This is a genomic window from Azospirillum oleiclasticum (assembly GCF_013423485.1).
In the GTDB taxonomy this organism is placed as follows: Bacteria; Pseudomonadota; Alphaproteobacteria; order Azospirillales; family Azospirillaceae; genus Azospirillum; species Azospirillum oleiclasticum.
The window spans coordinates 1-23118 of the sequence record NZ_JABFFR010000062.1 but is presented as its reverse complement, the minus strand read 5'-3'; the positions used below and the strand labels follow the sequence as shown (position 1 = coordinate 23118).

The following is a 23118-nucleotide window of genomic DNA, read 5'->3' as shown; positions in this document are numbered from 1 at the left end:
CCGCGGACGAAGACGGCGTGAAGCACGGTTCCAGGACGGAGCGAGACCGGGTGTCGCGGGACAGGGCATGGCGCTCGTAACTCTTGCCAGCACCGGCACCACCATGACGGTGTCGTCGACCACCGACACGCTGGTGGGCAACGCCGGGACCGACGTCATCACCCTCTCGTCCGGCGGCAGCACGATCACCCTGTCCGGGCTGGAGACGCTGACCGGCGGCGCCGGCACCGACATCGTGCTGATCGGCAGCACCGGCACCACCATGCTGGTGCAGCGGGCGGTGGAGATCCTGGTCGGCGGCACCGGCACCGACGTCATCACACTCGGCTCCGCCGGCACCACCATCCTGCTGCGCGGGCTGGAGAGCCTGACCGGCGGGGCCGGGACCGACGCCGTCATCATCGGCGACACCGGCACCAGCATGACCGTGAGCCTGCTGGAAAGCCTGACCGGCGGGGCCGGCACCGACCTGATCCTGCTCGCCACCGGCGGCGCCACCCTGACCGTTGGTCTGATCGAGATGCTGGTGGGCGATGTCGGCACCGACCTCGTCACCCTGGCGTCGGCCGGCGGCACCGTCACCGTGCGCGGGCTGGAGACGCTGGCCGGTGGCGCCGGCTCGGACGTGGTGTTCACCGGCGACACCGGCACCACCATGACGGTCTCCACCGCCGTCGAGATTCTGGTCGGCGGCACCGGCACCGACGTGATCACGCTGGGTTCCGGCGGCACCACCACCCTGCTGCGCGGTCTGGAGACGCTGACCGGCGGGGCCGGCAGCGACCTCGTCCTCGTCGGCGACACCGGCACCAGCATGACGGTCTCGGCGCTGGAGATCCTGGTGGGCGGCGGCGGCATCGACGCGATCACGCTCGACCCGGCCGGGTCCACCATCCTGCTGCGCGGTCTGGAGACGCTGACCGGCGGGGCCGGCACCGACGCCATCACCGTCGGCGACACCGGCACCACCATGACCGTGGCCCTGCTGGAGACGTTGACCGGCGGCGCCGGCACCGACCTGATCTTCCTGGCCGACACCGGCACCACCGTGACCATCGGGCTGGTGGAGATGCTGGTCGGCGGGGCGGGGGCCGACCGGGTGACGCTGGGGCCGTCCGGCAGCACCATCCTGCTGCGCGGGCTGGAGACTCTGGCCGGCGGGGCGGGCACGGACTGGGTGTTCATCGGCGACACCGGCACCACCATGACGGTCTCCACCGGCGTCGAGATCCTGGTGGGCGGGGCCGGCACCGACGTGGTGACGCTGGCGGACGCCGGCGTCACGCTGCTGCTGCGCGGGATCGAGACGCTGGCCGGCGGCACCGGGACCGACGTGGTGACGCTGGGCGACACCGACAACACGCTGTCGGCGGGGGCCGTGGACACGTTGGCGGGTGGCGCCGGCATCGACGTGGTCGCCTTCACCAGCGGCCCCGGCAACCGCTTCCAGGGCAACGGCGGGGCCGACGTGGTCACCTTCCAGACCGGCGCCTTTCCCGCCAGCGACCTGGACCGGGTGGTCTTCGCCGGGCTCGACGACGGGGCGGCGGCGGGGGCATCGACCGGCTACGACCAGATCCAGAACTTCCGCAGCGGCACCGACCAGCTGCTGGTGGCGGGGGTCCTGCGCGGGCTGATCGACGACAACAACGACGCCGCACTCGCCACCGCCACCCGTGCCACAGACGGCATCGATCTGCTGACCGACGAGGCGGTGGTGCTGGGCACCACCATCAGCACCCTGGCCGACAGCGGCCTCGCCAACATCCGCACGGCGATCGGGCGCATGGCGAACGCCACCCCCGGCGCCGATGTGCTGGTGGTCGCCGGCAACGGCACCCACACCGGGGTCTATGTGGTGGTGGAGGGCGACGGCGACGGCGTGGTGGCGGCCTCGGAGATCCGGCTGCTCGGCCTGTTCGTCAGCGCCACCATCGCCACCGGCGACCTGGGCACCGGCTGAGGGGCGGGGGCGGTGCCGTTTCCCGTCGTCCTGCTCTGCGGCCCGGCCGAGGTGCGCTGGCTGTCGGAGGTGCTGGCCCACCAGAACCCTGACCTGACGGTCGCCGCGGTGCCAGACGCGGCGGCGCTGGCCGCGCACGCCGCGACCGCCGCGCCCGGCACCCGGCTGATCGCCTTCTGCACCGGCAGCGTGGTGCCGGTGGCTGTTCTGGAGCGGCTGGGGGCGCCCGCCTACAACGTCCACCCGGCGTCCCCCGCCTATCCCGGCCGCCACCCCGTCCCCTTCGCGCTCTACGACGGCGCGGAGCGTTTCGGCGCCACCGCCCATGTGATGGTGGAGCGGGTCGATTCCGGCCCCATCGTCGGCGCGGTGGAGTTCGCGGTGCCGGCCGGTGCCGACCATGGCTGGCTGGCGGAGCGCACCTACCGGGCGGCGGTGCGGCTGTTCCTGGCGCTGGCCCCGGCGCTCGCCCGGCCGGAACCGCTGAACCCCGTGGCCCTGTCCTGGGGGCCGCGGCGCTGCTCGCAGCGGGCGCTGGAGGCGCTGTGCGCCCTGCCGCCGGACATCGATGCGGCGGAGCTGGAGCGCCGGGCGCGCGCCATCCGCGCCGCACCCGACGCCCGCCTGCACCTGACCCTGCACGGGCGGCGCTTCGAGATGGCGGGGTGAGCCGGCGCGGGCGCCGGCCCCGCGCTTGGCGCTTGCCAGCCGCTCCCGGCGGTTGCTATCGACCCGCCTTGGCCGGGCTTCGTCCGCCGCGGCCGGGAAGGGTCCGTCCATGAAGAAGCAGAAGCACCGCCCCGTCCGCAAGGCGCGCCCCGCCCCGGTGCCGGCCGCCCCGGTGCCGGCCGCATCCGTTCCCGCTCCGGCCCCCGGTCACGCGGACACCGCCTTCCAGGCGGCCTTCGCGGCGCACCGGGAGGGGCGGCTGGACGCGGCGGAGGCCGGCTACCGCACCGTGCTGGGCACGGTGGCGGGCCACCCGCACGCGCTCAACAACCTGGCCATCCTGCTGAAGGCGACCCGCCGCCACGCGGAATCGGAGGCGCTCTACCGGCAGGGGATCGCCGCCGATCCGGAGGCGACCCATCTGCGCAGCAACCTCGGCTGCCTGTACGCCGAGCTTGGCCGCGACGCCGAGGCGGCGGACACCCTGCGCCGGGCGCTGGCGCTGCGGCCGGACTATCCGGACGCGCTGTTCAACCTGGGCAACGTGCTGCGCGCGCTGGGCCGGCGCGACGAGGCGATGGCCGCCTACGCCCGCGCGCTCCTGATCCGCCCGGACATGGCGGAGGCGTTGGCCAACAAGGGCGACCTGCACAAGGAGCGGGCGGAGCTGGGCACTGCCATCGAGTTGTTCATGGCGGCGTTGAAGCGCCGCCCCGACCTCGCCGCCCCCTACAACAACCTGGGCGAGGCGCTGAAGGAGCAGGGGCGGCTCGACGAGGCCATCGTGGTCCTGCAGAAGGGGGTGGAGCAGCACCCGGCGGAGGTGCCGATGCACTCCAACCTGCTGTTCGCCCTCAACTACATGCCGAACCTGCCGCCCGACCTGATCGCGCGCACGCACCGCCATTGGGGGGAGCGGCACGCCGACCCGCTGCCGCCTATCACCCCGGCCGTCCCGCAGGACCCCGATCCCGACCGCCGGCTGCGCGTCGGCTACCTGTCGCCCGATTTCTGCACCCATTCCTGCGCCTATTTCAGCGAACCGCTGATCCGCGCCCACGACCGCGCCGCGGTCGAGGTGTTCTGCTACCACAGCTCGCGCCGGCGCGACGTCACCACCCGCCGCTTCCAGGAGCTCGCCGACCACTGGCGCGACGTCGCCGGGATGGAGGACGCGGCGGTGGCGGCGCTGATCGCGCGGGACCGCATCGACATCCTGGTCGACCTCGCCGGCCACACCTGCGACGGCCGGCTGCTGGTGCTGGCGCGGCGGCCGGCGCCGGTGCAGGCGACCTGGCTCGGCTATCCCAACAGCACCGGCATGCGGGCGGTGGATTTCCGTCTGACCGACGCGGTGGCCGACCCGCCCGGCGCCCACGACCGCTGGTACACGGAGCGGCTGGTGCGGTTGCCGCAGGGCTTCCTGGCCTTCCAGCCGGTGATCGCCGCCGAGGCGCTGGAGACGCCGCCCTCGGCGGCGGCGGGGCACGTCACCTTCGGTTCCTTCAACAACACCTCCAAGGTGACGCCGGAGGTGGTGCGGGTGTGGGCCGCCATCCTGCACCGGGTGCCGGGCGCGCGGCTGCTGCTGAAGAGCCGGCAGCTCGGCGACACCTTCACCCGCGACCGGCTGGCGGCGCGCTTCGCCGCCCACGGCATCGGTCCCGACCGGCTGGAGCTGCTGGCCCGCATCGACCCGGTGGCCAATCACCTGCGCGCCTACGACCGCATCGACATCGGGCTCGACCCCTTCCCCTACAACGGCACCACCACCACCTGCGAGGCGCTGTGGATGGGGGTGCCGGTGGTGACGCTGGCCGGGGTCGGGCACGTCGCCCGCGTCGGCGCCAGCCTGCTCACCCAGTGCGGCCTGCCCGGGCTGATCGCCACCGACGAGGCCGGCTATGTGGAGACGGCGGCGGCGCTGGCCGGCGACCCGGCGCGGCTGGCCGGTCTCAGGCGCGGCATGCGGGCGCGGCTGGCCGCCTCGCCGCTCACCGACTACACCGGCTTCGCCCGCCGGATGGAGGCCGCCTACCGCGCCATGTGGCGCGACCGGCTGGGGCGGGGGGGATGAAGCGGGGGCGTCGGGACGGAGGCCGGGATGCGGATGTGGCAACGGCGGGGCCGGCGCGGGGGGCACCGCATGGCGGTTGAACGCCGTTGGCAAGCCCGATAGGGTGCCGCGCGAAAGCCGCGGGGGTGGTACACCCGGGCGCGGCGCAGCGAGGTGGTGCCGTGGCGGATGACAGACTGGCCCTGACGTGGCAGCTCAGCGAGGTTCATGGCTGGGGGCTGGTGGGGGTCCACACCTGCCTGTATCTGGTTGATCGCGGCACGCCGCCGCTGCTGCTGGTCAAGCCGGGGCTGTCCTCGCTGCGCCCGCAGAACCAGGCGGCGCTGCGCGGGCTGGAGGACGGCTTCGCGCGGGTCGAGGCCATCGCCGCCCGCAACCCCGGCAAGGTGCTGCACCTGGAAGGCTTCACCGTGCTGCACGCGCTGGGCAACGGCTTCCTGCCCGGACCGCCGTCGGAGACCTACCGCGGCGACCGCAATATCGGCGTCATCGCCTTCGAGGACACCCGCTTCGACGCGGCCATTCTCGCGCGGGCCGGCAGCTACGACCGGCTGATCGTGCATTCCGCCTACAACCGGCGCCTGCTGGAGGAGCGCGGCTTCACCAACGTCGGCGTGGCGCTGCAGGGCGTCGACCCCAGCGAGATGGGACCGCTGGAGCCGCAGCGCCGCTTCGGCGACCGCTTCGTCGTGTTCTCCGGCGGCAAGATGGAGTTCCGCAAGGCGCAGGACCTCGTGCTGGCCGCCTTCCGCCGCTTCCACGCGCGCCATCCGGAGGCGCTGCTGGTCACCGCCTGGCACAACCCCTGGCCCCACACCGCCGCCTCCATCGCCGAGTCGCCGCACACCCCGGTGCGGCCGGAGGTGGGCAAGGACGGCCGCCTGCGCATCCGCGACTGGGCGGTGGCCAACGGGCTGCCGGCCGAGGCCTTCCTGGATCTGGGCTTCCTGACCCGGCCGCAGATCGCCGGGGTGATGGCCGACTGCCACGCCGCCCTGTTCCCCAACCGCTGCGAGGGGGCGACCAACCTGGTGGCGATGGAGGCGATGGCCTGCGGCGTGCCGGTGGTGCTGTCGGCCAACACCGGTCACATGGACCTGATCCGCGACGGGGTGTGCCTGACGCTCGACCGCCAGGACCCGGTGCCCGACCGCGACGGCAGCCGGGTCGGCTGGGGCGAATCCTCGGTGGACGAGCTGGTGGAGCGGCTGGAGCAGCTCCACGCCGACCGCGCGGCGGCCGAGGCGCGGGCGCGCCGCGCCATCGACTTCATCCGCGGCGAGCGCACCTGGCGCGCCTTCGCGGAAGCTTTCGTCGCCGCGGTGTCGTGATCGATCCCGCTTCCGCCGCGGTGAAGGGAAGGGATATGGGCAGCGTCCACGGCATCCAGACCTGGACCAATCCGTGACTGCGGGAGCCCCCGGTCGACACCACCCCCCCCTACCATCCCTTTTGAAGGACATCGTCGATGGATGCCAACGACCTGCACAACGCGATCATCAAAGGCCTTTACGCCTTCTGGCGCCATCCGGAGGTGCGGCAGCGTTTCTTCTGCAACGACATGCTCGACATCGAGTTGCACCGCCGCGCCGCGATCGAGACCGCCGACTACATCTACGAGCGGCTGCCCGGTACCTTGCGCTTCCCCGACAAGTGGCCGTTGTTCGACCATTGCCTGAAGCGGATCCCGACCACCGGGCTGGTGCTGGAGTTCGGCGTCTACCGGGGACAGTCGATCAACCACATCGCCCGCCGGCTGCCGGGGCGTCCGGTCTACGGATTCGACAGCTTCGAAGGAATCGACGAGGACTTCCACGGCACCGACCTGGCCAAGGGCGGGCTGTCGCTGGGCGGCGTCATGCCGTCGGTGGAGGCCAACGTCACCCTGGTCAAGGGATGGTTCAACGAGACCCTGCCCGGCTTCCTGGAACGCAATCCCGGCCCGGTCGCCTTCATCAACATCGACTCCGACACCTACGCCTCGACCCGCACGGTGCTGGAGCTGTGCCGGTCGCGTTTCGTACCGGGGACGGTCATCAATTTCGACGAGTACTTCAACTACCCGTTCTGGCGGATGAACGAGTGGAAGGCGTTCCAGGAGTTCGTCGCGACCTACGGGGTGCGCTACGAGTATCTGGGCTATGCCGGCCAGCAGGCCGCCGTGCGCATCCTGGCGATGGGCGGCTGAAGCCGCCAGCTCAGGCTTCCCGGATGCGCGCCGCTTCGGCCGCCCAGCGGGCGGCGCGCTGCGCGTCGCCGGCGTTCCGGAAGTGGTTCGCCAGGCTGTCGCAGGTGGGCAGGAAACCGGGATCCAGCCGGTGCGCCTCCTCCAGGCTGGCGACGCCGCCCGCCGTGTCGCCGGTCTGGATCTGCGCCACCCCCAGATGGTGGAGGAGCCGCGCGTTGCGCACCCCCGCCCGCATCAGGGTGACGTAGGCGTTGCGGGCCTGGACGATCCGCCCTGCACGGTGGACGCGCTCCGCCTCCTCCTGGAGGGGGCCGGAGGCGAGCGCCTTGTCGCCGACGATCAGCCGGTCCTTCAGCGGCACGTCGGCCAGCTCCGCCTCGTACTCCGCCCCCATCGCCGCGACCAGCGGCGTGAAGTCGTGGTCGCAGTGGCGCCGGCACCAGGACAGGAACTCCGCGTGGCTGGCCTTCAGGATCCACAGCCAGGTGAAGCGGATGTCGCCCGGCTCGTTGACCCAGGAGAGCGCCGGCTTCAGCGAGCGCACCCCGAAGCGGCGCACGTCCAGGCAGACGAGGTTGCCGGCGATCGCCCGCTCGCTCGCCTCGATGAGATCCGGGGAGCTGTCGAGCGCGCCCGCCATCGGCATCGCGAATCGGCGGCGGAGCGCCGACAGCAGGATGTGCTGCTCGGGCACCAGCACGCGGGCGTCGCGCTCCGCCTGCGGCAGCGCCAGAAGCGCGTCGCGCGGCGGCACCAGCGGGATGTCCCACAGCCGTCGCATGTCCCCGACCAGCCCGAAGGAGCAGAAATCCTGCACGAAGAAGCAGTAGGAGCGGCGCGGGCTGCGGGCGCTGGTGGTCACCACCCGCTCCTCCAGCGCGCGCAGCGGGCCGGGGATGCCCCGCCAGCGGGCGGCGTGATCGAGGAAACCGGCGTGCTCCAGCACCATGTCGGTGCGCAGCTTCAGCGCGTAGGGCCGACCCGCCAGCGCCAGCCCGTTGCGGGTGGAGACGATCTGGCGGTTCAGGTTGGTGTTGGTGATGTTGGTGCGCCGTTCCACCTCGGGGCTGAGCACCCCGGCGATATCGACGGCACCGGGATCCTCGTTGAGCAGCACCGTGTCCACCCGGACGGCATGGGCGGCGAAGTCCGGCCCGGCCTTCCACACGGACAGCACGACCTCCGCCCCCGGCAGCACGCGGGCGACGCTGTCCAGCACCTGCGGGGTCTGGTCGGGGTGCCAGGGGCCCTGGACGACGACGGTGACGTCGCGTGGGGAGATCGCCGGCGTTTGCATGGACGTCGGGCCCATCGGGTCAGACCCGGCGGATGGTGACGCTGCCGTCGGGGTTGGGATCGAAGCTGTAGCGCCCGCCCTCCCGGCTCAGCCGCAGGAAGGTCTCCAGGATGGTGCGCGCCTGCGCCACCGCCGCCTCTTCCGCGGTCTTGGACAGGAACAGGGCGGGGTGCACCACGTCCGGGGCGCCGGGCACCAGCCCCTCGCCCCGCGCCGCCGCCAGCCGCGGGCTGGCCGCCTGCCCCTCGGCGTCGGCGAACAGCAGGCAGTTCTGGCGGTACCAGTATTCCACCGTGTCGTCCTCCCAGACGGCGGGGCGGATCACGTCGAACACCTCGTAGCCGCGGGCGGCGAATTTAGGGATCCAGTAGCTGGGCCAGCGCTCGTTGACGTGGTGGGTGCCGCCCTGGCGCGGCACCGCGGCGGAGAACAGCACCGTGTGCCCGTGCCGGCACAGGCTCTCCACGAAGCGGTCGGCGGCCCCGTCCGGCAGATGCTCGGCCACCTCCAGCGACATCACCAGATCGAAGCGGCGGCCGAGGTCGAGCGGCACGGCGAGGTCATGCGGGCGGAAGCGGGCGGGGTCGATGCGCAGCCGGTCGCGCGGCACATAGTCGCCGTCCACCCCCTGGATGTCGGTCACCCCCCGCGCGGCGAAGACCGACAGGAAGGTGCCGACGCCGCAGCCCACGTCGAGCACCGAGCGGACATCGACCCACTCCTGCACCACCGGCACGATGCGTTGCGCCGAGCGCTGGGAGCCGTCGGCCTGGACGGCGTAGAAGGTGGGATCGTAGGGGGTGTCGCTCATGCGGTCGATCCGGGTTGGTCAGCGGGGCGTGCGTGCGGGAAGGCGTGGTGACCGTGCCCGATGACATCACGCCGGGTCTGGTCGTCCAGGTTGATGGCCAGGTTGATGGCCAGGTCGAAGCCCGGGTCCCCGATGATGTTCAGGCGGAAGGTCTGCACCGGACGGCGGTCCAAACGAGGCACCGCGGCGGGTGCGGTGCGCCCTTCTTAAGGGCCGCCGCCGCGGGCGTCCAGCGTCAAGGGTAGGGTCTCGTGCCGCCCCCCGTCACCGCTCCCGTCAGCCGGCCGCCGCCAGGACGCCGACCTCCGCCGCTTCCGCCGCGTACCAGCGGTGGGTGCGGGTCAGGGCCTCCTCCCAGGGGGTGGCCGGTTCCCAGCCCAGCGCCTCGCGGGCGCGGGCGATGTCGAGCACGATGCGCGGCACATCGACACGCCGACCCGGCCGGTGCACCACCTCCGGTGGGCGGGCGCCATGGGTGCGCCGCAGACGGGTGATGCCGTCGATCACCTCGGTCAGGGAGCGGCCGGCGCCGCTGCCGATGTTGACCACCCGGTGCGCCACGACCGGCAGCCGGGCGGCCCGCACCAGCGCGTCCACCACGTCGCCGATGTAGACGTAGTCGCGCACCACCGAGCCGTCGCCCCACACCTCCAGCGGCCGGCCCTCGACCGCGGCGGTCATGAAGGCGGCGATCACCCCCTGCTGGCGGCGCACCCGCTGGCGCTCGCCGAACACGTTGGCGATGCGCAGCACCCGGTAGTCCAGCCCGTGCAGGTGGCGGTGCAGCGCCAGATACTTCTCGAAGGCCAGCTTGACGATGCCGTAGGAGCAGAGCGGTTCGGTCGGCGCCGTCTCCGGCACCGGGCCGTCGCCGGTCAGGCCGTAGACCGTGCCGCCGGACGACGCGAAGACCACCCGCCCGACCCCGGCCTCGCGCACCGCCTCCAGCAGCCCGACGCCGCCGGCCAGATCCGCCTGCAGCTCGGTCACCGGATCGGTGCCGGCACCGGCCGGGGCGGTGGAGCCCACCAGATGCACCGCCACCCGGCAGCCCTCCAGCGCCCGGCGCAGCAGCGCGCGGTCGCCAAGGTCGCCGCGGATCCAGGAAACACCCGGAACGCCGGCCAGCTCCGCCGGCCGCTCGCCGCGGCCGAAACCGATGGTGTCCCAGCCCTCCGCGGCCAGCGCCGCGCACAGATGCGTCCCGATGAAACCGCCGGCGCCCAGGACCAGGATGCGTGTCGTCATGTGAATGGGGGAACCTCGCTGTGACCGCCGGCCCGACGGCCGCATTTCGTCTGTGGAAATCGCCGGTGAAGCATACTATGCACGCCTTCGCGACCCTGCACCGCCATTCCCATTCGAGGACGTCCAATGCCCGTCGACCGGAGCTTTTCCTTCCAGCCGGTGAACCTGCAGGTTCCGCGAGCCTATGTGGAAATCTATAACAGATTCCAAAGCCGCACGATGATTCCCGGCAACCGCTACATCGAGAACATCATGCTGGCCGACCATGTCGGCCGCGGCGTGCCGGGCGACTTCGTGGAGTGCGGGACCTGGCGCGGCGGCATGGCCTGCGGGCTGATGGCGGTGTCGGAGGCCGCGGGCAACGCGCCGGACCGCCGGTTCCACTTCTTCGACAGCTTCGAGGGGCTGCCCCCCGCCGACGCCGAGAAGGACGGCACCGCCGCCGTCGATTACCAGAAGGACCCGGACGCCCCCGGCCACTTCAACAACTGCTCGGCCGACTACGAGGGCTTCGCCGCCCTGGTCCACGCCCAGGGCGTGGCGCCGGAGCGCATCCACATCCACCGCGGCTGGTTCCAGGACACGGTCGGTCATTATGCCGGCGGCCCCATCTCGGTGCTGCGGCTGGACGGCGACTGGTACGAGAGCACCATGACCTGCCTGGAGGCGCTCTACCCCCTGGTCAGCCCCGGCGGCGCCATCATCATCGACGATTACGACGACTGGGACGGCTGCTCGCTGGCCGTGCACGACTATCTCAGCCGCCACCGCCTGCCCGCCCGCATCCACCGCACGGTGCTGTCCCGCGTGGCGTTCCTGATCAAGGTGGCGGAGTAAGGCGGGTGTCGGGAAAGCGGGCGGGATGATGCCCGCCCGTCAGGCGGCCCGCCCTGCGGCGAGCGCGCGGGCCACCCCTTCGGGGTCATGGCCGATCGCGGTCAGGTAGCTCGTCGCGGTGGCGTCGGGCTCGCGCCGTCCCTGTTCCCATTCCTGGAGGGTGCGCAGGGGAATGCCGTAGCGGTCGGCGAAGGCCTGCTGGTTCATCCCGAGCCTGCGCCGCACCCGCCGCGCCAGCGGTGGGCGTGCCATGGCGGCCAGATCGGTGTCGGTGAGCGGCGGGTTGTCGGGATCGGAAGCGTCGATCATGCCGGGAACTCCCTGGGGGAAAGGGGATCACCCCCGCATCCGGATGTAATACCGGCGAGCGCTCGAACGGACCTCTTCAAGCGCTCGCCGGCCGCCGCGACCGCGGCGGCGCGCCCACATGGGCGCGGAAAGCCTGCGTGGCGTTTGAACGCAATACGGCAAGCCAAGTCATTGGCTTGCCGGTATAATGGTCGGTTTCGTGGCGGTCGGCCGGACGGACCGAGATGAACCGGATCCGATCCGCCCGCTTGGTGAAGACGACGACATGGACCGTGCCGGCGACCATGCCGAGGGCGGTGCAGCGGACCTCCCCGCAATCCATCGAGCGGTCCTCCCGTTCGATCAGATTTGGATCGGCCAGGGCATCCACGCCGAGGGCCGGGGGAACGCCATGTTTGCGCAGATTCACGGCGTTCTTGGCAGGATCGAATTCTAATCCGGTCACGCAGGGTTTCCCGGTGCGACCTGGCGGATTCTACGTCATTGACGTATTTTGGCCAGGGAAAACCGCCGCGACTCCGTGTCCGTGCCTCACCCCGCCGTGATGCCGAGGATGCGGCGGTCCTCCGCCGTCAGGTAGCGGCCCATGTCGTAGAGCAGGGCGTACCGGTGGTAGGTGGCCATGTTGATCTCGGCGCAGGTCAGGTGGATGATCCCCACCGTCTCGTAGGGCGGGTAGCCCACCACCACCTTGCCGCTGGACTGGGCGCGCAGGATGAAGCCGCCATGGCCCTGGTAGTTGTGGCCGGCGCTCAGCGGGATGAAGGACTCGGTCTGGTAGAGCAGGTAGTTGAGCGCCAGCTGCTCGGACGCCGGCTTGTCGCCGGGAATGTCGAAGTTGCGGCCGAAGGCGGCGACCAGCTGCGGGTACCACATCTCCCAGATCGGGCTGTCGCGGTGCATGGCGAACAGCCCGCAGCTCAGCAGCGGCCGGACGAAGTAGCTGTTGGCGATCTCCGGCCCGTAGAGGTTCAGGTAGCCGCGCCGGATCGCCTGCAGATGCTCGAAGGTCTTCTTGAACTCCGACTGGTAGCTGTAGTCGAGGCAGGGCGTGATCACCGTGCGGTCGGGGAGGCGCAGCCCGATGTCGATGTAGTCCTGGAGGAAGGAGCGTTCCTGCACCCAGATGTCGGAATCGATGTGGACGTACAGCTCGTGGCCCGGAACCAGCTTCGGGATCAGCGGCCGGCACAGCAACGAGCCGTAATGCGGCTTGATCTGGGCGTCGGCCGGGAAGCGGTAGTGGTCGCGGTAGTCGAAGCGGACGACGTTCACCCGGTGCTCCGCGCACCAGGCGCGGTCGGCGTCGGTGCAGCCGATGTCGATCAGCGTCAGCGAGGTGTCGGCGTCCGGCCAGCCATGGTCGGCCAGCGACAGCACCAGCCCCTTGGCCAGCGGGAAATAGCGGTCGTTGCAGGAGAAGACGAAGGCGACCTTGGTCATGAGGCTTTTCCGGTGGCGGCGAAACGGGCGAGCTCGCGCTCGACGCGGGCGAAGACCGGGTCCCAGTCCTCGTCGCGTCCCTGGCGGAACAGCCGCATGGAGGGGTACCAGGGCGTATGCTCCCCGTCCGCCTCGGTTCCGTAGATCCAGTAGGGCACGTACTGCACCAGGTTCCAGACCGGCCGGCCCAGCGAGCCGGCGAGATGGGCGACCGAGCTGTCGGTCATGACGATCAGGTCCAGCCGCTCCAGCACCGCGGCGGTGTCGGCGAAATCGTCGAAATGCGGCCCCAGCGGCGTCACCAGGGCGCTGGTGCCGAGCTCGGCGAGCTGGGCTTCCGGCGGCCCCTTCTGCAGGCTGAACAGCCGCACCCCGGGCACCCCGGCGAAGCGCAGGAAGCGGTCCAGGGTGGTGGCGCGGCGCGCGTTGTCGGCGAAGGTGACGCGGCCCGACCACACGATGCCGACCTTGCGGCGCCCGTCCGGCGGCCCGACCAGCCGCAGCGCCTTCTCGCGCGAGGCGTCCGGCACATGGATGGGGACCGGCGGCGGCAGGCTGGCCGTGGTGGCGCCGAGCAGCCAGGGCAGGCTCATCAGCGAGGCGTGCGCGTCATAGGCGGGGAAGGGCGCGCCGGCGGGGATGGTGCCGTCCACCGGCAGCTCGGACAGCAGCCGGCGCTGCTCGGCGTGGCATTCCATCACGATGCGCCCACCCCCCGATCCACCACTGCCCGGCCCGTCCGCCAGCCGGCGCAGGAGCGGCACGAAGCGGGCGGCCAGCAGGGCGTCGCCGAAGCCCTGCTCGGTGGACAGGAACAGCGTGCGCCCCGCCAGCGGGCGGCCGTCCCAGGGGGTGCCGGGCACCGGCCGGTTGCGGTAGCTGGGGATCCGCCGGCGCACCTCGTAGGCCGGCAGCCCGCGGGCGTAGTCGCCGGTCTGGAGCAGGGTGAGGGCGCGTTCCCACTCCCCGGTCACATGGTCCGGGGCCATCCGCAGCAGCCGGTCCAGCGCCCGCAGCGCGCCGGCGAAGTCCGCCGACTTGCGGCAGCCGATCGCCTGGTTGAACAGCATGGTCGGCTCGCCCGGAGCCAGTGCCGACGCGCGGGCGTGCGCCGCCACCGCCCGGTCGTGCCGGCCCAGCTCGGTCAGCACATTGCCCAGGTTGGACCAGATGCCGGCCTGGGTGGGGGCGTGCTCCAGCGCCCGGAACTGGCAGGCGGCGGCGGCCTCCGACCGGCCGGCGCGGCGCAGCAGCACGCCGAGCGCGCTCCAGGCGCCGCCATCCTGCGGGTTGGCGGCGATCAGCCGCTCCACCGTGGGGATGTCGATGCCGGTCATGCGCCGGCCGACGGCACGGGTTCACGCAGGCCGCGCGCCAGCTCGGTCGCGCGCTGCAGATCCTCCGACGACAGGGTGCCGGCGATGGCGTTCAGGCTGGCGGTGACGCGGTTCAGCTCCTCGCCCGGCGGCAGGGCGGAGGCCGCCTGGCTGAGCAGCATGTACGCCTGGGTGGTGTCCTGCGGCACGCCGCGTCCGTCGGCGTACATCTGGCCCAGATGCACCTGCGCCGTGCTGTTGCCCTGCGCCGCCGCCTGCTGGAACCAGCGGGCCGCCTCGGCGTGGCTCTGCGGCAGGCCGTGGCCGTTGGCGTGGAGCAGGCCGAGATTGACCTGGGCGGTGGCGTTGCCGCGCTCGGCCGCCTTGCGGAACCAGGTGGCGGCCTCCTCGAAATCCTGCATGACGCCCTGGCTGTTGACGTACATGAGGCCGAGGTTGACCTGCGCCGCCACGTTGCCCAGCGTCGCCGCCTTGCGGTACCAGATCACCGATTCGGCGAAGTCCTGCCGGCCGGCGACGCCGTTGGCGAAGATGAAGCCCAGATTGAACTGCGCCGAGGTGTTGCCCTGCTCCGCCGCCTTGCGGAACCACTCGATCACCTTGCTGTAGTCGCGCGGCACGCCCTGGCCGTTGGCGTAGAGCAGCCCCAGATTGACCTGGGCGGCGGCGTTGCCCTGCTCGGCGGCGGCGGCGTACCAGCGGGCCGCCTCCTCGTAGCTGCGCTCCACCCCCTGGCCGTTGGCGTACATCAGGCCGAGGTTGAGCTGGGCGATGACGTGGCCCTGGTCGGCCGCCTTGCGGTACCAGTCCAGCGCCGCGGCCGGGTCGCGCTCCACCCCCTCGCCGGTGGCGTACAGGCTGCCGATGTGGAACTGGGCGGCGGCGTTGTCCTGCCCGGCGGCGGCGGTCAGCCAGCGCAGCCCCTCCGCCGCGTCGCGCGGCACACCCTGGCCGATCACATGCATCATGCCGAGGTTGGTCTGCGAGGGCGCGTGTCCCAGATCGGCCGCCCGGCGGTACCAGCGGACGGCCTCCGCCTGGTCCTGCGCCACGCCCAGCCCGTTGGGGTGCAGCAGCTCCAGGTTGGCCTGTGCGGCGGCCGGGTTGCGCGACGCCGCGCGCTTGTGCCAGCGCACGGCGGGGTCGTTGTCGTTGGGGGCCGCGGCCCCGCTGGCGAGCAGCAGCCCGTACTGGAACAGCGCCTCCGCATGGTCCTGCTCGGCGGCGCGGCGCAGCCAGGCGGCGGCATCGCCGGAGTCGCGCATGACGCCCAGACCGGAGCCGTACATCATGCCCAGATGGTACTGCGCCTCGGCGTTGCCGGCCTCGGCGAGCGGCAGGAAATGGGAGAAGGCGGTGGGGAAATCGCCCTGGGAATAGGCCTCCAGCGCGGCCTTCAGGTTGCCCCGGCCGCGGCGGGCGGGGGTCGGCTTGCGGCTCCGGAACAGGCTCATGGTTCGCGCAGACCCTCGTCGAAGCTGCGCAGGATCGGCCGCAGCAGGTACCGGATGATGCTCCGCCGCCCGACCTTGATCTCGGCCGACAGCGGCATGCCGGGGATTAGGCGGAAGGTCGCCGGCATGTTGGTGAGGTCCATGTCGGTGATCTCGATGCGGGCGCGGTAGAAGGGCTCGCCGCCTTCCTTCGGGGTGAAGGCGTCGCTGGAGATCACCCGGACGACGCCGTGCGCCACCCCGTGCTCCATGTAGCTGAAGGCCGACAGCTTGATCTGGACCTCGTCGCCGACGGCGACGTTGCCGATCTGGCGGGCCTCGACGTTGGCCTCCACCTCCAGCGGGCTGTCGGCCGGCACCAGGCGGAACAGCGCCTCGCCGTCCTTGATGACGGAGCCGACCGAGCGCTCGGCCACCTCCAGCACCACCGCGTCCACCGGGGTGGTGAGCTGCACCATCTCCTTGCGGCGCTGCGCCTTGATCCGCTGCTCGGACAGGCTGTTGCGCTCGTCGCGCTTGGTCACCAGCTCCTGCACCGTCTCGCTGTCGCGGCGGCGCTGGTAGACGGCGCGCTCCGCCTCGATCCCCTCCAGCTCGTGCCGGCTTTCGGTCAGGTTGTTCTCCAGCTTGGTCAGCTCCCGCTCCATGCTGATGCGGGTGCTGCGCGCGATCAGCGAGTTGAGCCGGCTGCCGGTCTTGTTCTGCTCCAGCTCGACCCGCATGTCCTCGACCTCGCGGGTGATCTTGAGGTTCTGCTGGAGCTGCTCGCGCTCGCGGGTGATGGCGGCGATGGAGGCGCGGGCGCGGGCCGCGCGCTCGTCGTAGAGGCGCATCTGGGCGGCGTACTCGGTCTGCCGCTCCTTCCAGATGGCGGACTGGAGCTGCTCGTACTCGCTGGGGTTGGGCGGCAGGACGAAAGCGGTCTTGGCCTGCTCCGCCTCCAGCCGGGCGACGGCGGCGTTCAGGCTGGCGATGCGCGCCTCGATCTGGTCCAGGTCGGCGACGGCGAAGGTGGGGTCGAGCCGGGCCAGCACGGTGCCGGCCCTGACCACGTCGCCCACCTTGGCCTCGATGGAGCGGATGGTGGCCGGCTCCAGCGGCTGCACGACGATGTTGGGGGCGGTGGAGATGATGGTGCCGGTGGCGGAGACGATGCGGTCGAGCTGGGTCAGCGACATCCAGACGATGGCGGCGATGACGAAGGCGGCCAGCGACATCAGCGTCGCGCGCGCGGCCAGCGGGTCCGGCCGCGTCTCGATCTCCATGGTGTCGAGCTGGAACTCGTTCACCACGCGGGCGACGTCCCGCTTCTTGTCGGGCACGGCCGGCACGGCCGGCCGCTTGGCGGTCTGGATGGCGACCGGCAGTTGGGCGCTCACGCTTCGACCCCCTTCAGGTGGCGGTTCTGCTGGTACCAGAGCTGCTGGTAAATGGAGCAGCGGTCCAGGAGCTGCTGGTGGCGGCCGACATCCACCACCCGGCCGCGGTCGAGCGCCAGGATGTTGTGCGCCGGCACCAGCGAGGACAGGCGGTGCGAGATGATGATCAGCGTGCGGCCCTGGGCGATGCTCATCAGGTTGGCCTGCACGATGGCCTCGCTCTCGGCGTCGAGCGCGCTGGTCGCCTCGTCCAGGATCAGGATGGGCGGGTCGAGCAGCAGCGCGCGGGCGATGGCGAGGCGCTGGCGCTGGCCGCCCGACAGGTTGGAGGACCCCTCCTCCAGCATGGTGTCGAAGCCGCGCGGCAGCCGCTCGATGAACTCGTCGGCACCGGCCAGCCGGGCGGCGCGGAACACCTCCTCCAGCGTGGCGTTCGGCTTGCCGGCGGCGATGTTCTCGCGGATGGTGCCGGTGAACAGGAAATTCTCCTGCAGCACCACGCCGATCGAGGAGCGGAGGTGGTCGAGGTCGATCTCGCGCAGGTCGTGCCCGTCGATCTTGATCAGCCCCTCCTGCGGCGAATGCAGCCGCTGCAGGAGCCGGGTGACCGTGGTCTTGCCCGAGCCGGAGCGGCCCATGATGCCGAAGATCGTGCCCTGCGGGATGGTGAAGGAGATGTCGTCCAGCGCCGGCGCCGTGCCGGGGGCGTAGCGGAAGCGGACGTTCTGGAACTCCACCTGGCCCTTCAGCGGGGTGCGCAGGCCGGTGCCGGTGCGGCCCTGCTCGCTCTTGTGGTTCATGATGGTGCCCAGCATGCCCACCGCGATCGACACCTCCTGGAAGGCCGGGATGATCTGCGAGAACTGGACGAGCGGCTGGGTCACCCGCTGGGTCAGGATGTTGAAGGCGATCAGCGCCCCCATGGTCATCTCGTTCTCCAGCACCAGCCAGGAGCCGACGCCGATGACCGCCACCTGCATCATCTTTTCCAGCGGGTGGATGAAGGACTGGATGAAGATCGTCAGCTTGGCGGTCTCGAACCGCTTGGTGACGGTGTGGGCGACGCGGCGGTCCCAGTTCTTGCGCTGGCGGGCGTCCAGCGCCAGCGACTTGACCGTGCGCATGCCCTGGATGTTCTCGACCAGGAAGGACTGCTGGCGCACCTCCGCCTCGTACACCCCCTGCAGCCGCCGTTTCAGGATCGGGATCACCGAGGCGGCGCCGATGCAGATCACCAGCGAGAAGCCCAGCACGATGGCGCTCAGCAGCGGGCTGTAGAAGAACAGCAGCGGCAGGAACACGAAGAGCGTCAGCCCGTCCAGCACCGTCATGAACACCTGCCCGGTCAGGAACGAGCGGATGCGGTCGGTCTGGTACATGTTCTTCAGCGTCATGCCGGAGGCCGTGCGCTCGAAGAAGTCCATGGGCAGGCTGATCAGCTTGTTGAAGGTCTTGGTGTTGATGCGCGCGTCGATCTTGTTGGTGACGAACAGCACCATGTACTGGCGCAGGTAGTTGAACAGCGTCTCGAACCCCACGACGCAGACCATGCCGATGGCCAGCACGTACAGCGTGTCGAGGCTGCGGTGCACGACGACGCGGTCGAAGACGAGCTGGATGAACACCGGGAACGCCACCGTCAGCGCCGACAGCATCAGCGAGGCGATGGCGATGTCGCGGAACAGGCGGCGGTGCCGCACGATCTCGGGAATGAACCAGCTGAGCCCGAAGGGCCGCTCCTCCGCCTCGGTGGCGAGGCCGCGCTTGACGAAGACGACGGTGCCGTCCCAGGCGCCGGTGAAACGGTGCTCGTCCAGCGTCAGCACGCCGGCGTCCTCGGCCAGCGGATCCTGCAGCAGCACCAGCCGGGTGCTGCCGCGGGTGCCGGTGCCGACCGCCAGCATCATGTTGCCGTTCTTCAGCCGCACCAGCACCGGGAAGGCGTCGCCCAGCCCGAACAGGTCGTCCCACGACAGCGTCGCCGTCTTGGCGCGCATCCCGATCTCGCGCGCGATGCGCAGCAGGAAGGGAAGCGGCGGCTCCTCGTTGCCGAGCACGAAGTCATGGATCAGCCGCTCGGCCGAGGTGTCGACGCCGTGGTGCCGGGCCACGGTCGCCAGACAGCGGACCGCGGTTTGGGCGCATGCGGCTTCGAAGCTCATGGCATCAGTCTTTCTTCAAACATGGCGCGTCCTACCGCCAATGGCCGGTATGCATTACCGCATCCGGATGAGACGGTCCATGCCGGGAAACCGGCGCGCCGCACCGGTCCAACGGATGCCACGGGCGGCCACCGCACGGGCGGCGGCCCGCGGCCGGCGGGCGGCGCCTCGTCCGGGCGGGGGGGACGCTAGCCATTTTGCGCCGTCCTGTCACCGGCTTTCCAGGGGCGCTGCGGGGCGGGGCGGGCATATTTCCGTTGAAGCCCATGCCGCCGCTTGGCAATGTCCGCACCGGTCTCGCGGCACGGAGCCAGCACCACCCATGGACATGTCCGTTTCCAAGCCGTCGGCGTTGACGGCCTATCTCGACCGCTCGATCGACGTCCTCCAGCGCCTGCGCGACGCCGGCGCGGACGATCGCGTCGAGGCGGCGGCGGCGCTGGTGACGGCGGCGCTGGGGGCCGGCCGGGCGTTGCTGGTCTGCGGCAACGGCGGCTCGGCCTCCGACGCCCAGCACATCACCGGCGAGCTGGTCGGCCGCTTCCTGAAGGAGCGGCGCGGGCTGAAGGCGATCTGCCTGTCCTCCAACGCCGCGGTGCTGACAGCCTGGGCCAACGATTACGATTACGAAACGGTCTTCTCCCGCCAGGTGGAGGCCTATGGCGAGCCGGGCGGCGTGCTGCTCGGCATCAGCACGTCCGGCAACTCCGCCAACGTGGTGAAGGCCTTCGAGGCGGCGCGCGCCGCCGGCATGGCCACCGTCGCGCTGACCGGCGAGGGCGGGGGCAAGCTGGCGGCGCTGTCCGACGTGCTGCTCGACGTGCCGTCGCGCCACACGCCGCTGATCCAGCAGGCGCACATCTGCCTCTACCACTTCCTGTGCGAGCAGGTGGAGGCGCGGCTGGCGGCCGCGTGAGGAAGCGGGGATGAACGACCTGTCCAGCGCCACGGCGCGCGCCCGTCTCGTCGTCAACGTCGAGATGGACGACCGCACCGTCCTGTTCCCCGACGGCAAGTTCCTGACCCACGTCGCCATCGCCGAGGATGCCGGCGGCGGCATCCGGCTGGACGCGGTGTTCCTGTTCAACGAGAGCCGCACCGAGGCGACCATCGCGTCGATCGAGGCGGAGGACGCGCGCGAGCTGGGCCGGGCGCTGCTGGAGGCGGTGTTCCAGGGCCGCACCCAGCATGTGCTGTCGGAGACCGCGCGCATCGCGGTCGTCTTCAACCCCAACGGCTTCGTGCTGCGCTTCGGCGAGGAGCGGGCGTTGCGGGAACTGTTCATCGCCTCGCCGGCGATCGTGCGGCTGGCCCAGGGGGTGCTGCGCATGGTCGACCGGGTGTGCGCCCTGCCGCCGCATTGAGGCTTGCCGCCACACCGGGGCCTGCCGCCACACCGGGACGGTTCCCGTCGGGGCCCTCGTCCGATCACCTCCCTCCATCACCGGGCAGCCGCAACATGCCGACCATCCCTGAAGCCCTGGCCCTGGCGGTCGAGCATCACCGCGCCGGCCGCCTCGACGTGGCGGGTGCGGTCTATCGCCGCATCCTCGAGGTCGATGCCCGCAACATCGACGCGCTGCACCTGCTGGGGCTGGTCGAGCGCGCCATCGGCAACGCGGCGGCGGCGGTCGGGCTGATCGGCCGCGCCATCGCCGCCGGGGCCGGCATCGCCGAGATCTTCGGCAATTACGGCAACGCGCTGCAGGCGGCCGGCGAGACCGAGCGCGCGGCGGCGGCGCACCGCCGGGCGCTGGCCTTGACGCCCGGATCCGCCGCCGCCTGCCGCAACCTGGGCACCCTGCTGTGCGGGCGCGGCGGGCCGGGCGACTGGCCGGAGGCGGCGGCCGTCCTGCGCCGCGCCATCCGGCTGGAGCCGGGCGATGTCGGCGCCCATCACGACCTGGGGCTGGCGCTCCGCCAGGCCGAGCGGGTGGACGAGGCGGTCGAGGCGTACAGCCGCGCGCTGGCGCTGCGCGCCGATTTCCCGGCCGTGCACATGAGCCTGGGCAACGCGCTGCTCGAGCAGGGGCGGATCGGGGCGGCGGTCGCCGCCTTCCGCCGCGGGCTGGCCCTGCTGCCGGCGGGACCGGAGCTGTACTACAACCAGGGCAACGCCCTGCACGCCGGCGGGCGGGGGGAGGAGGCGCTGGCCGCCTACCGCCGCGCCGCCCGGTTCGGCCTGCACAACGGGCTGGTGCGGGCCGGCGTCGTGCTGCGGCTGCTCGGCCGCCCGGCGGAGGCGGAGACGGAGCTGCGCCAGGCGCTCGTCCATCCCGGCGTGGAGGTGGAGACGGCGCTGGACACGCTGGCCGACATCATGGCTGGCAACGGCCGGACGACTGACGCGCGCGCCTTCTTCACCGGCCTGATGGAGCGGCCGCTGGGCGACGGCCGGGTGCACCCCGGCGAATGCCTGACGGCGCTGGCCTCCCTCGACCTGCACGAGGGGCGGCCGCAGGACGCCGCCGCCCGGCTCGCCCGCGTGCGCGGCGACAGCAGCCGCTTCTTCACCATCAAGTCGCTGGCGGCGCTGGATTCCACGTTGGCCGCACTGGGCGTACGGCTGACGCGTACGCCCAACCCCGACCCGTCGCGCCCGCGCCTCACCTCCTCCACCCTCGCCACACACGGGCGCTTCGCCCACAACGCGCTGGAGTATGTGCTGGTCCGCCTGTACGCGGAGAGCCGGGGCTGCGTGCTGGAAACGCCGGACTGGGTCGGCGGCCGCTTCTTCGACCTGGACGACCCGCCGCAGAGCGGCCCGCTCGCCCCCATGAACTTCCCGCGCCGCATCCTCAACGACCTGCTGACCGGGCGGGGCAACCACGCGCCGGTGGCGGACCGCGACATCCTGTCGCCGCTCTTCCTCTTCGAGCACCGGGCGGAATGGCGGGAGCGGGTGCAGTCCTGGCTGAAGCCGCGGCCGGTGTGGAGGCCCTTCCTGGACCCCGCCATGCAGCGGCTGCGGGCGCTGGGCGACACGGTGGTGGCGATCCACATCCGGCGCGGCGACTTCGTGCAGTACCGCTACCCGATCACCGAGACCGCCTGGTACGTGGAGTGGCTGCGCGCGCTGTGGCCGACGCTTCACCGGCCGGTGCTCTATCTGGCGAGCGACGACCTGGCCGGGGTCAAGGCCGACTTCGCGGAGTTCGCCCCGGTGGCGCTGCCCGACGTGATCCGGCCCTGGCCGGGGCTGGAGTATCTCCAGGACTTCCACGTGCTGAGCCAGGCCGACGTGGTGGGGATCAGCGCCTCCAGCGGCTTCAGCCTGCTGGCGGCGCGGCTCAACACCACCGCGCGGATCTTCGTCGAGCCCGACGTTCCCGCCCGCCGCATCCGCCCGCTGATACCCTGGACCTGATACCAATTCGCATTGATCGTGACCGATCAATGCCCCTCAGACGCCGGGCGGCCCGCATCCGCGGGCCTTGGCTTCGCGGGCATGGGCTTGGCAGGGGCCTCGACGGCCCAACCAGGCTCCGATGAGTGCTACTCATCGAAGCCTGGTATTCGCTCCGCTCACCCCGCCGCCGGGCTCCGGCGCAGCAGGCGCAGGGTCACCGGCAGGCCCGGCAGGCTGGTGAGGATGGTGAGCAGCCGCACCAGCAGCCCGTAGGCGACCGCGTCCTCCGCCGTCCAGCCGGCGGCCTGGGTCAGGCACAGGGTGAACAGCGCCTCCTGCACGCCCAGCCCGTTGATCGACAGGGGTGCTATCTGCGCCGCCAGCACCACCACCAGCAGCCCCCAGGCGGTGGCGTAGGGGAAATCCGGCACCAGCGGGCGCGCCAGCACCATCAGCGCCGCCGCCCCCAGCCCCAGCATGGCGAGGCTGAGCGCCGCCGCCGCGGCGGCCAGCCCCGGCCGGCGCAGCAGCCCGCCCAGCTCGGCCAGCAGCCGGCGCCCGCGCGTCCAGGCCCGGGCGGTCGCCTCGGGCCAGC

The 23118-nt window shown here is 71.8% G+C and carries 21 protein-coding genes; 9 read left to right on the top strand and 12 right to left on the bottom strand.

The genetic code is table 11. The features are described from left to right. Window positions 1-67 precede the first annotated feature (67 nt). The 5 genes from HL658_RS34725 to HL658_RS34705 all read left to right on the top strand — a co-directional run bounded on the left by HL658_RS34725 (window position 68) and on the right by HL658_RS34705 (window position 6897). Window positions 68-1963 carry a beta strand repeat-containing protein gene (locus HL658_RS34725; RefSeq protein WP_180287726.1) on the top strand — a complete coding sequence of 632 codons (1896 nt, stop codon included), beginning with the start codon at window positions 68-70 and terminating at the stop codon, window positions 1961-1963. A 12-nt stretch (window positions 1964-1975) separates the two neighbouring features. Further along, window positions 1976-2632: a formyltransferase family protein gene (locus tag HL658_RS34720; RefSeq protein ID WP_180286750.1), complete on the top strand. Its 657-nt coding sequence runs from the start codon at window positions 1976-1978 to the stop codon at window positions 2630-2632. 109 nt (window positions 2633-2741) lie between these two features. Then, complete coding sequence (locus HL658_RS34715) at window positions 2742-4709, top strand: O-linked N-acetylglucosamine transferase, SPINDLY family protein (RefSeq protein ID WP_180286749.1); 1968 nt, start codon at window positions 2742-2744, stop codon at window positions 4707-4709. 161 nt (window positions 4710-4870) lie between these two features. Further along, window positions 4871-6040, top strand: a complete 1170-nt coding sequence (locus HL658_RS34710; protein ID WP_180286748.1) for a glycosyltransferase — start codon at window positions 4871-4873, stop codon at window positions 6038-6040. Between the two features lie 137 nt (window positions 6041-6177). Further along, on the top strand, window positions 6178-6897 hold the full coding sequence (locus tag HL658_RS34705) for a class I SAM-dependent methyltransferase (protein WP_180286747.1): 720 nt from the start codon (window positions 6178-6180) through the stop codon (window positions 6895-6897). Between the two features lie 10 nt (window positions 6898-6907). Here the strand turns inward: HL658_RS34705 and HL658_RS34700 are convergent, their stop codons facing one another. The 4 genes from HL658_RS34700 to HL658_RS34685 all read right to left on the bottom strand — a co-directional run bounded on the left by HL658_RS34700 (window position 6908) and on the right by HL658_RS34685 (window position 10253). Then, window positions 6908-8194 (bottom strand): WavE lipopolysaccharide synthesis family protein, encoded by a 1287-nt coding sequence (locus HL658_RS34700; RefSeq protein WP_180286746.1) that lies wholly within the window; start codon window positions 8192-8194, stop codon window positions 6908-6910. Between the two features lie 19 nt (window positions 8195-8213). Further along, window positions 8214-9005: a class I SAM-dependent methyltransferase gene (locus HL658_RS34695; RefSeq protein ID WP_180286745.1), complete on the bottom strand. Its 792-nt coding sequence runs from the start codon at window positions 9003-9005 to the stop codon at window positions 8214-8216. Continuing rightward, window positions 9002-9163, bottom strand: a complete 162-nt coding sequence (locus HL658_RS34690) for a hypothetical protein (RefSeq protein ID WP_180286744.1) — start codon at window positions 9161-9163, stop codon at window positions 9002-9004. Before HL658_RS34690 ends, HL658_RS34695 begins: the two co-directional genes overlap by 4 nt. Window positions 9164-9281: 118 nt before the next feature. Next, on the bottom strand, window positions 9282-10253 hold the full coding sequence (locus HL658_RS34685) for an NAD-dependent epimerase/dehydratase family protein (protein ID WP_180286743.1): 972 nt from the start codon (window positions 10251-10253) through the stop codon (window positions 9282-9284). Between the two features lie 219 nt (window positions 10254-10472). Here HL658_RS34685 and HL658_RS34680 point away from each other — a divergent pair, with 219 nt between their 5' ends. Then, complete coding sequence (locus HL658_RS34680) at window positions 10473-11090, top strand: TylF/MycF/NovP-related O-methyltransferase (protein ID WP_180286742.1); 618 nt, start codon at window positions 10473-10475, stop codon at window positions 11088-11090. Window positions 11091-11129: 39 nt separating this feature from the next. On the opposite strand, the gene HL658_RS34675 is transcribed toward HL658_RS34680, so the two are convergent. The 7 genes from HL658_RS34675 to HL658_RS34645 form a co-directional block, all read right to left on the bottom strand. Next, window positions 11130-11399, bottom strand: coding sequence for a helix-turn-helix domain-containing protein (locus tag HL658_RS34675; RefSeq protein ID WP_180286741.1), 270 nt, complete (start codon window positions 11397-11399; stop codon window positions 11130-11132). A 76-nt stretch (window positions 11400-11475) separates the two neighbouring features. After that, the gene (locus tag HL658_RS34670) at window positions 11476-11844 is read right to left on the bottom strand and encodes a BrnT family toxin (RefSeq protein ID WP_180286740.1); all 369 of its coding nucleotides are present in this window, start codon (window positions 11842-11844) and stop codon (window positions 11476-11478) included. A gap of 86 nt (window positions 11845-11930) precedes the next feature. After that, a complete protein-coding gene (locus HL658_RS34665) occupies window positions 11931-12842 on the bottom strand; it encodes a hypothetical protein (RefSeq protein ID WP_180286739.1) in 912 nt (303 codons plus the stop codon). Continuing rightward, window positions 12839-14179, bottom strand: coding sequence for a tetratricopeptide repeat protein (locus HL658_RS34660; RefSeq protein WP_180286738.1), 1341 nt, complete (start codon window positions 14177-14179; stop codon window positions 12839-12841). Before HL658_RS34660 ends, HL658_RS34665 begins: the two co-directional genes overlap by 4 nt. After that, window positions 14176-15633 carry a tetratricopeptide repeat protein gene (locus HL658_RS34655; protein ID WP_180286737.1) on the bottom strand — a complete coding sequence of 486 codons (1458 nt, stop codon included), beginning with the start codon at window positions 15631-15633 and terminating at the stop codon, window positions 14176-14178. Before HL658_RS34655 ends, HL658_RS34660 begins: the two co-directional genes overlap by 4 nt. Further along, entirely contained in the window at window positions 15630-17012 is a 1383-nt protein-coding gene (locus HL658_RS34650) for an HlyD family type I secretion periplasmic adaptor subunit (RefSeq protein ID WP_180286736.1), read from the bottom strand. Before HL658_RS34650 ends, HL658_RS34655 begins: the two co-directional genes overlap by 4 nt. Then, window positions 17009-19174 (bottom strand): peptidase domain-containing ABC transporter, encoded by a 2166-nt coding sequence (locus HL658_RS34645; protein WP_180286735.1) that lies wholly within the window; start codon window positions 19172-19174, stop codon window positions 17009-17011. The genes HL658_RS34650 and HL658_RS34645 overlap by 4 nt, the downstream gene beginning before the upstream one ends. Before the next feature lie 322 nt (window positions 19175-19496). On the opposite strand from HL658_RS34645, the gene HL658_RS34640 reads away from it, so the two are divergent. The 3 genes from HL658_RS34640 (at window position 19497) to HL658_RS34630 (ending at window position 22541) form a co-directional block, all read left to right on the top strand. Then, window positions 19497-20090, top strand: coding sequence for a D-sedoheptulose-7-phosphate isomerase (locus HL658_RS34640; protein ID WP_246338254.1), 594 nt, complete (start codon window positions 19497-19499; stop codon window positions 20088-20090). Window positions 20091-20100: 10 nt separating this feature from the next. Next, entirely contained in the window at window positions 20101-20538 is a 438-nt protein-coding gene (locus HL658_RS34635) for a hypothetical protein (protein WP_180286734.1), read from the top strand. A gap of 95 nt (window positions 20539-20633) precedes the next feature. Continuing rightward, on the top strand, window positions 20634-22541 hold the full coding sequence (locus HL658_RS34630) for a tetratricopeptide repeat protein (protein WP_180286733.1): 1908 nt from the start codon (window positions 20634-20636) through the stop codon (window positions 22539-22541). 158 nt (window positions 22542-22699) lie between these two features. Here the strand turns inward: HL658_RS34630 and HL658_RS34625 are convergent. Further along, window positions 22700-23118, bottom strand: a 419-nt coding sequence (locus HL658_RS34625; protein ID WP_180287725.1) for a lysylphosphatidylglycerol synthase domain-containing protein, incomplete at its 5' end; no start/stop codon positions are given.

Coding starts and splice junctions, on each gene's coding strand:
- HL658_RS34675 (WP_180286741.1), bottom strand. CDS start 11,399: ATGATCGACGCTTCCGATCCCGACAACCCGCCGCTCACCGACACCGAT.
- HL658_RS34700 (WP_180286746.1), bottom strand. CDS start 8,194: ATGCAAACGCCGGCGATCTCCCCACGCGACGTCACCGTCGTCGTCCAG.
- HL658_RS34660 (WP_180286738.1), bottom strand. CDS start 14,179: ATGACCGGCATCGACATCCCCACGGTGGAGCGGCTGATCGCCGCCAAC.
- HL658_RS34640 (WP_246338254.1), top strand. CDS start 19,497: ATGGACATGTCCGTTTCCAAGCCGTCGGCGTTGACGGCCTATCTCGAC.
- HL658_RS34715 (WP_180286749.1), top strand. CDS start 2,742: ATGAAGAAGCAGAAGCACCGCCCCGTCCGCAAGGCGCGCCCCGCCCCG.
- HL658_RS34695 (WP_180286745.1), bottom strand. CDS start 9,005: ATGAGCGACACCCCCTACGATCCCACCTTCTACGCCGTCCAGGCCGAC.
- HL658_RS34645 (WP_180286735.1), bottom strand. CDS start 19,174: ATGAGCTTCGAAGCCGCATGCGCCCAAACCGCGGTCCGCTGTCTGGCG.
- HL658_RS34635 (WP_180286734.1), top strand. CDS start 20,101: ATGAACGACCTGTCCAGCGCCACGGCGCGCGCCCGTCTCGTCGTCAAC.
- HL658_RS34630 (WP_180286733.1), top strand. CDS start 20,634: ATGCCGACCATCCCTGAAGCCCTGGCCCTGGCGGTCGAGCATCACCGC.
- HL658_RS34705 (WP_180286747.1), top strand. CDS start 6,178: ATGGATGCCAACGACCTGCACAACGCGATCATCAAAGGCCTTTACGCC.
- HL658_RS34665 (WP_180286739.1), bottom strand. CDS start 12,842: ATGACCAAGGTCGCCTTCGTCTTCTCCTGCAACGACCGCTATTTCCCG.
- HL658_RS34725 (WP_180287726.1), top strand. CDS start 68: ATGGCGCTCGTAACTCTTGCCAGCACCGGCACCACCATGACGGTGTCG.
- HL658_RS34655 (WP_180286737.1), bottom strand. CDS start 15,633: ATGAGCCTGTTCCGGAGCCGCAAGCCGACCCCCGCCCGCCGCGGCCGG.
- HL658_RS34685 (WP_180286743.1), bottom strand. CDS start 10,253: ATGACGACACGCATCCTGGTCCTGGGCGCCGGCGGTTTCATCGGGACG.
- HL658_RS34680 (WP_180286742.1), top strand. CDS start 10,473: ATGATTCCCGGCAACCGCTACATCGAGAACATCATGCTGGCCGACCAT.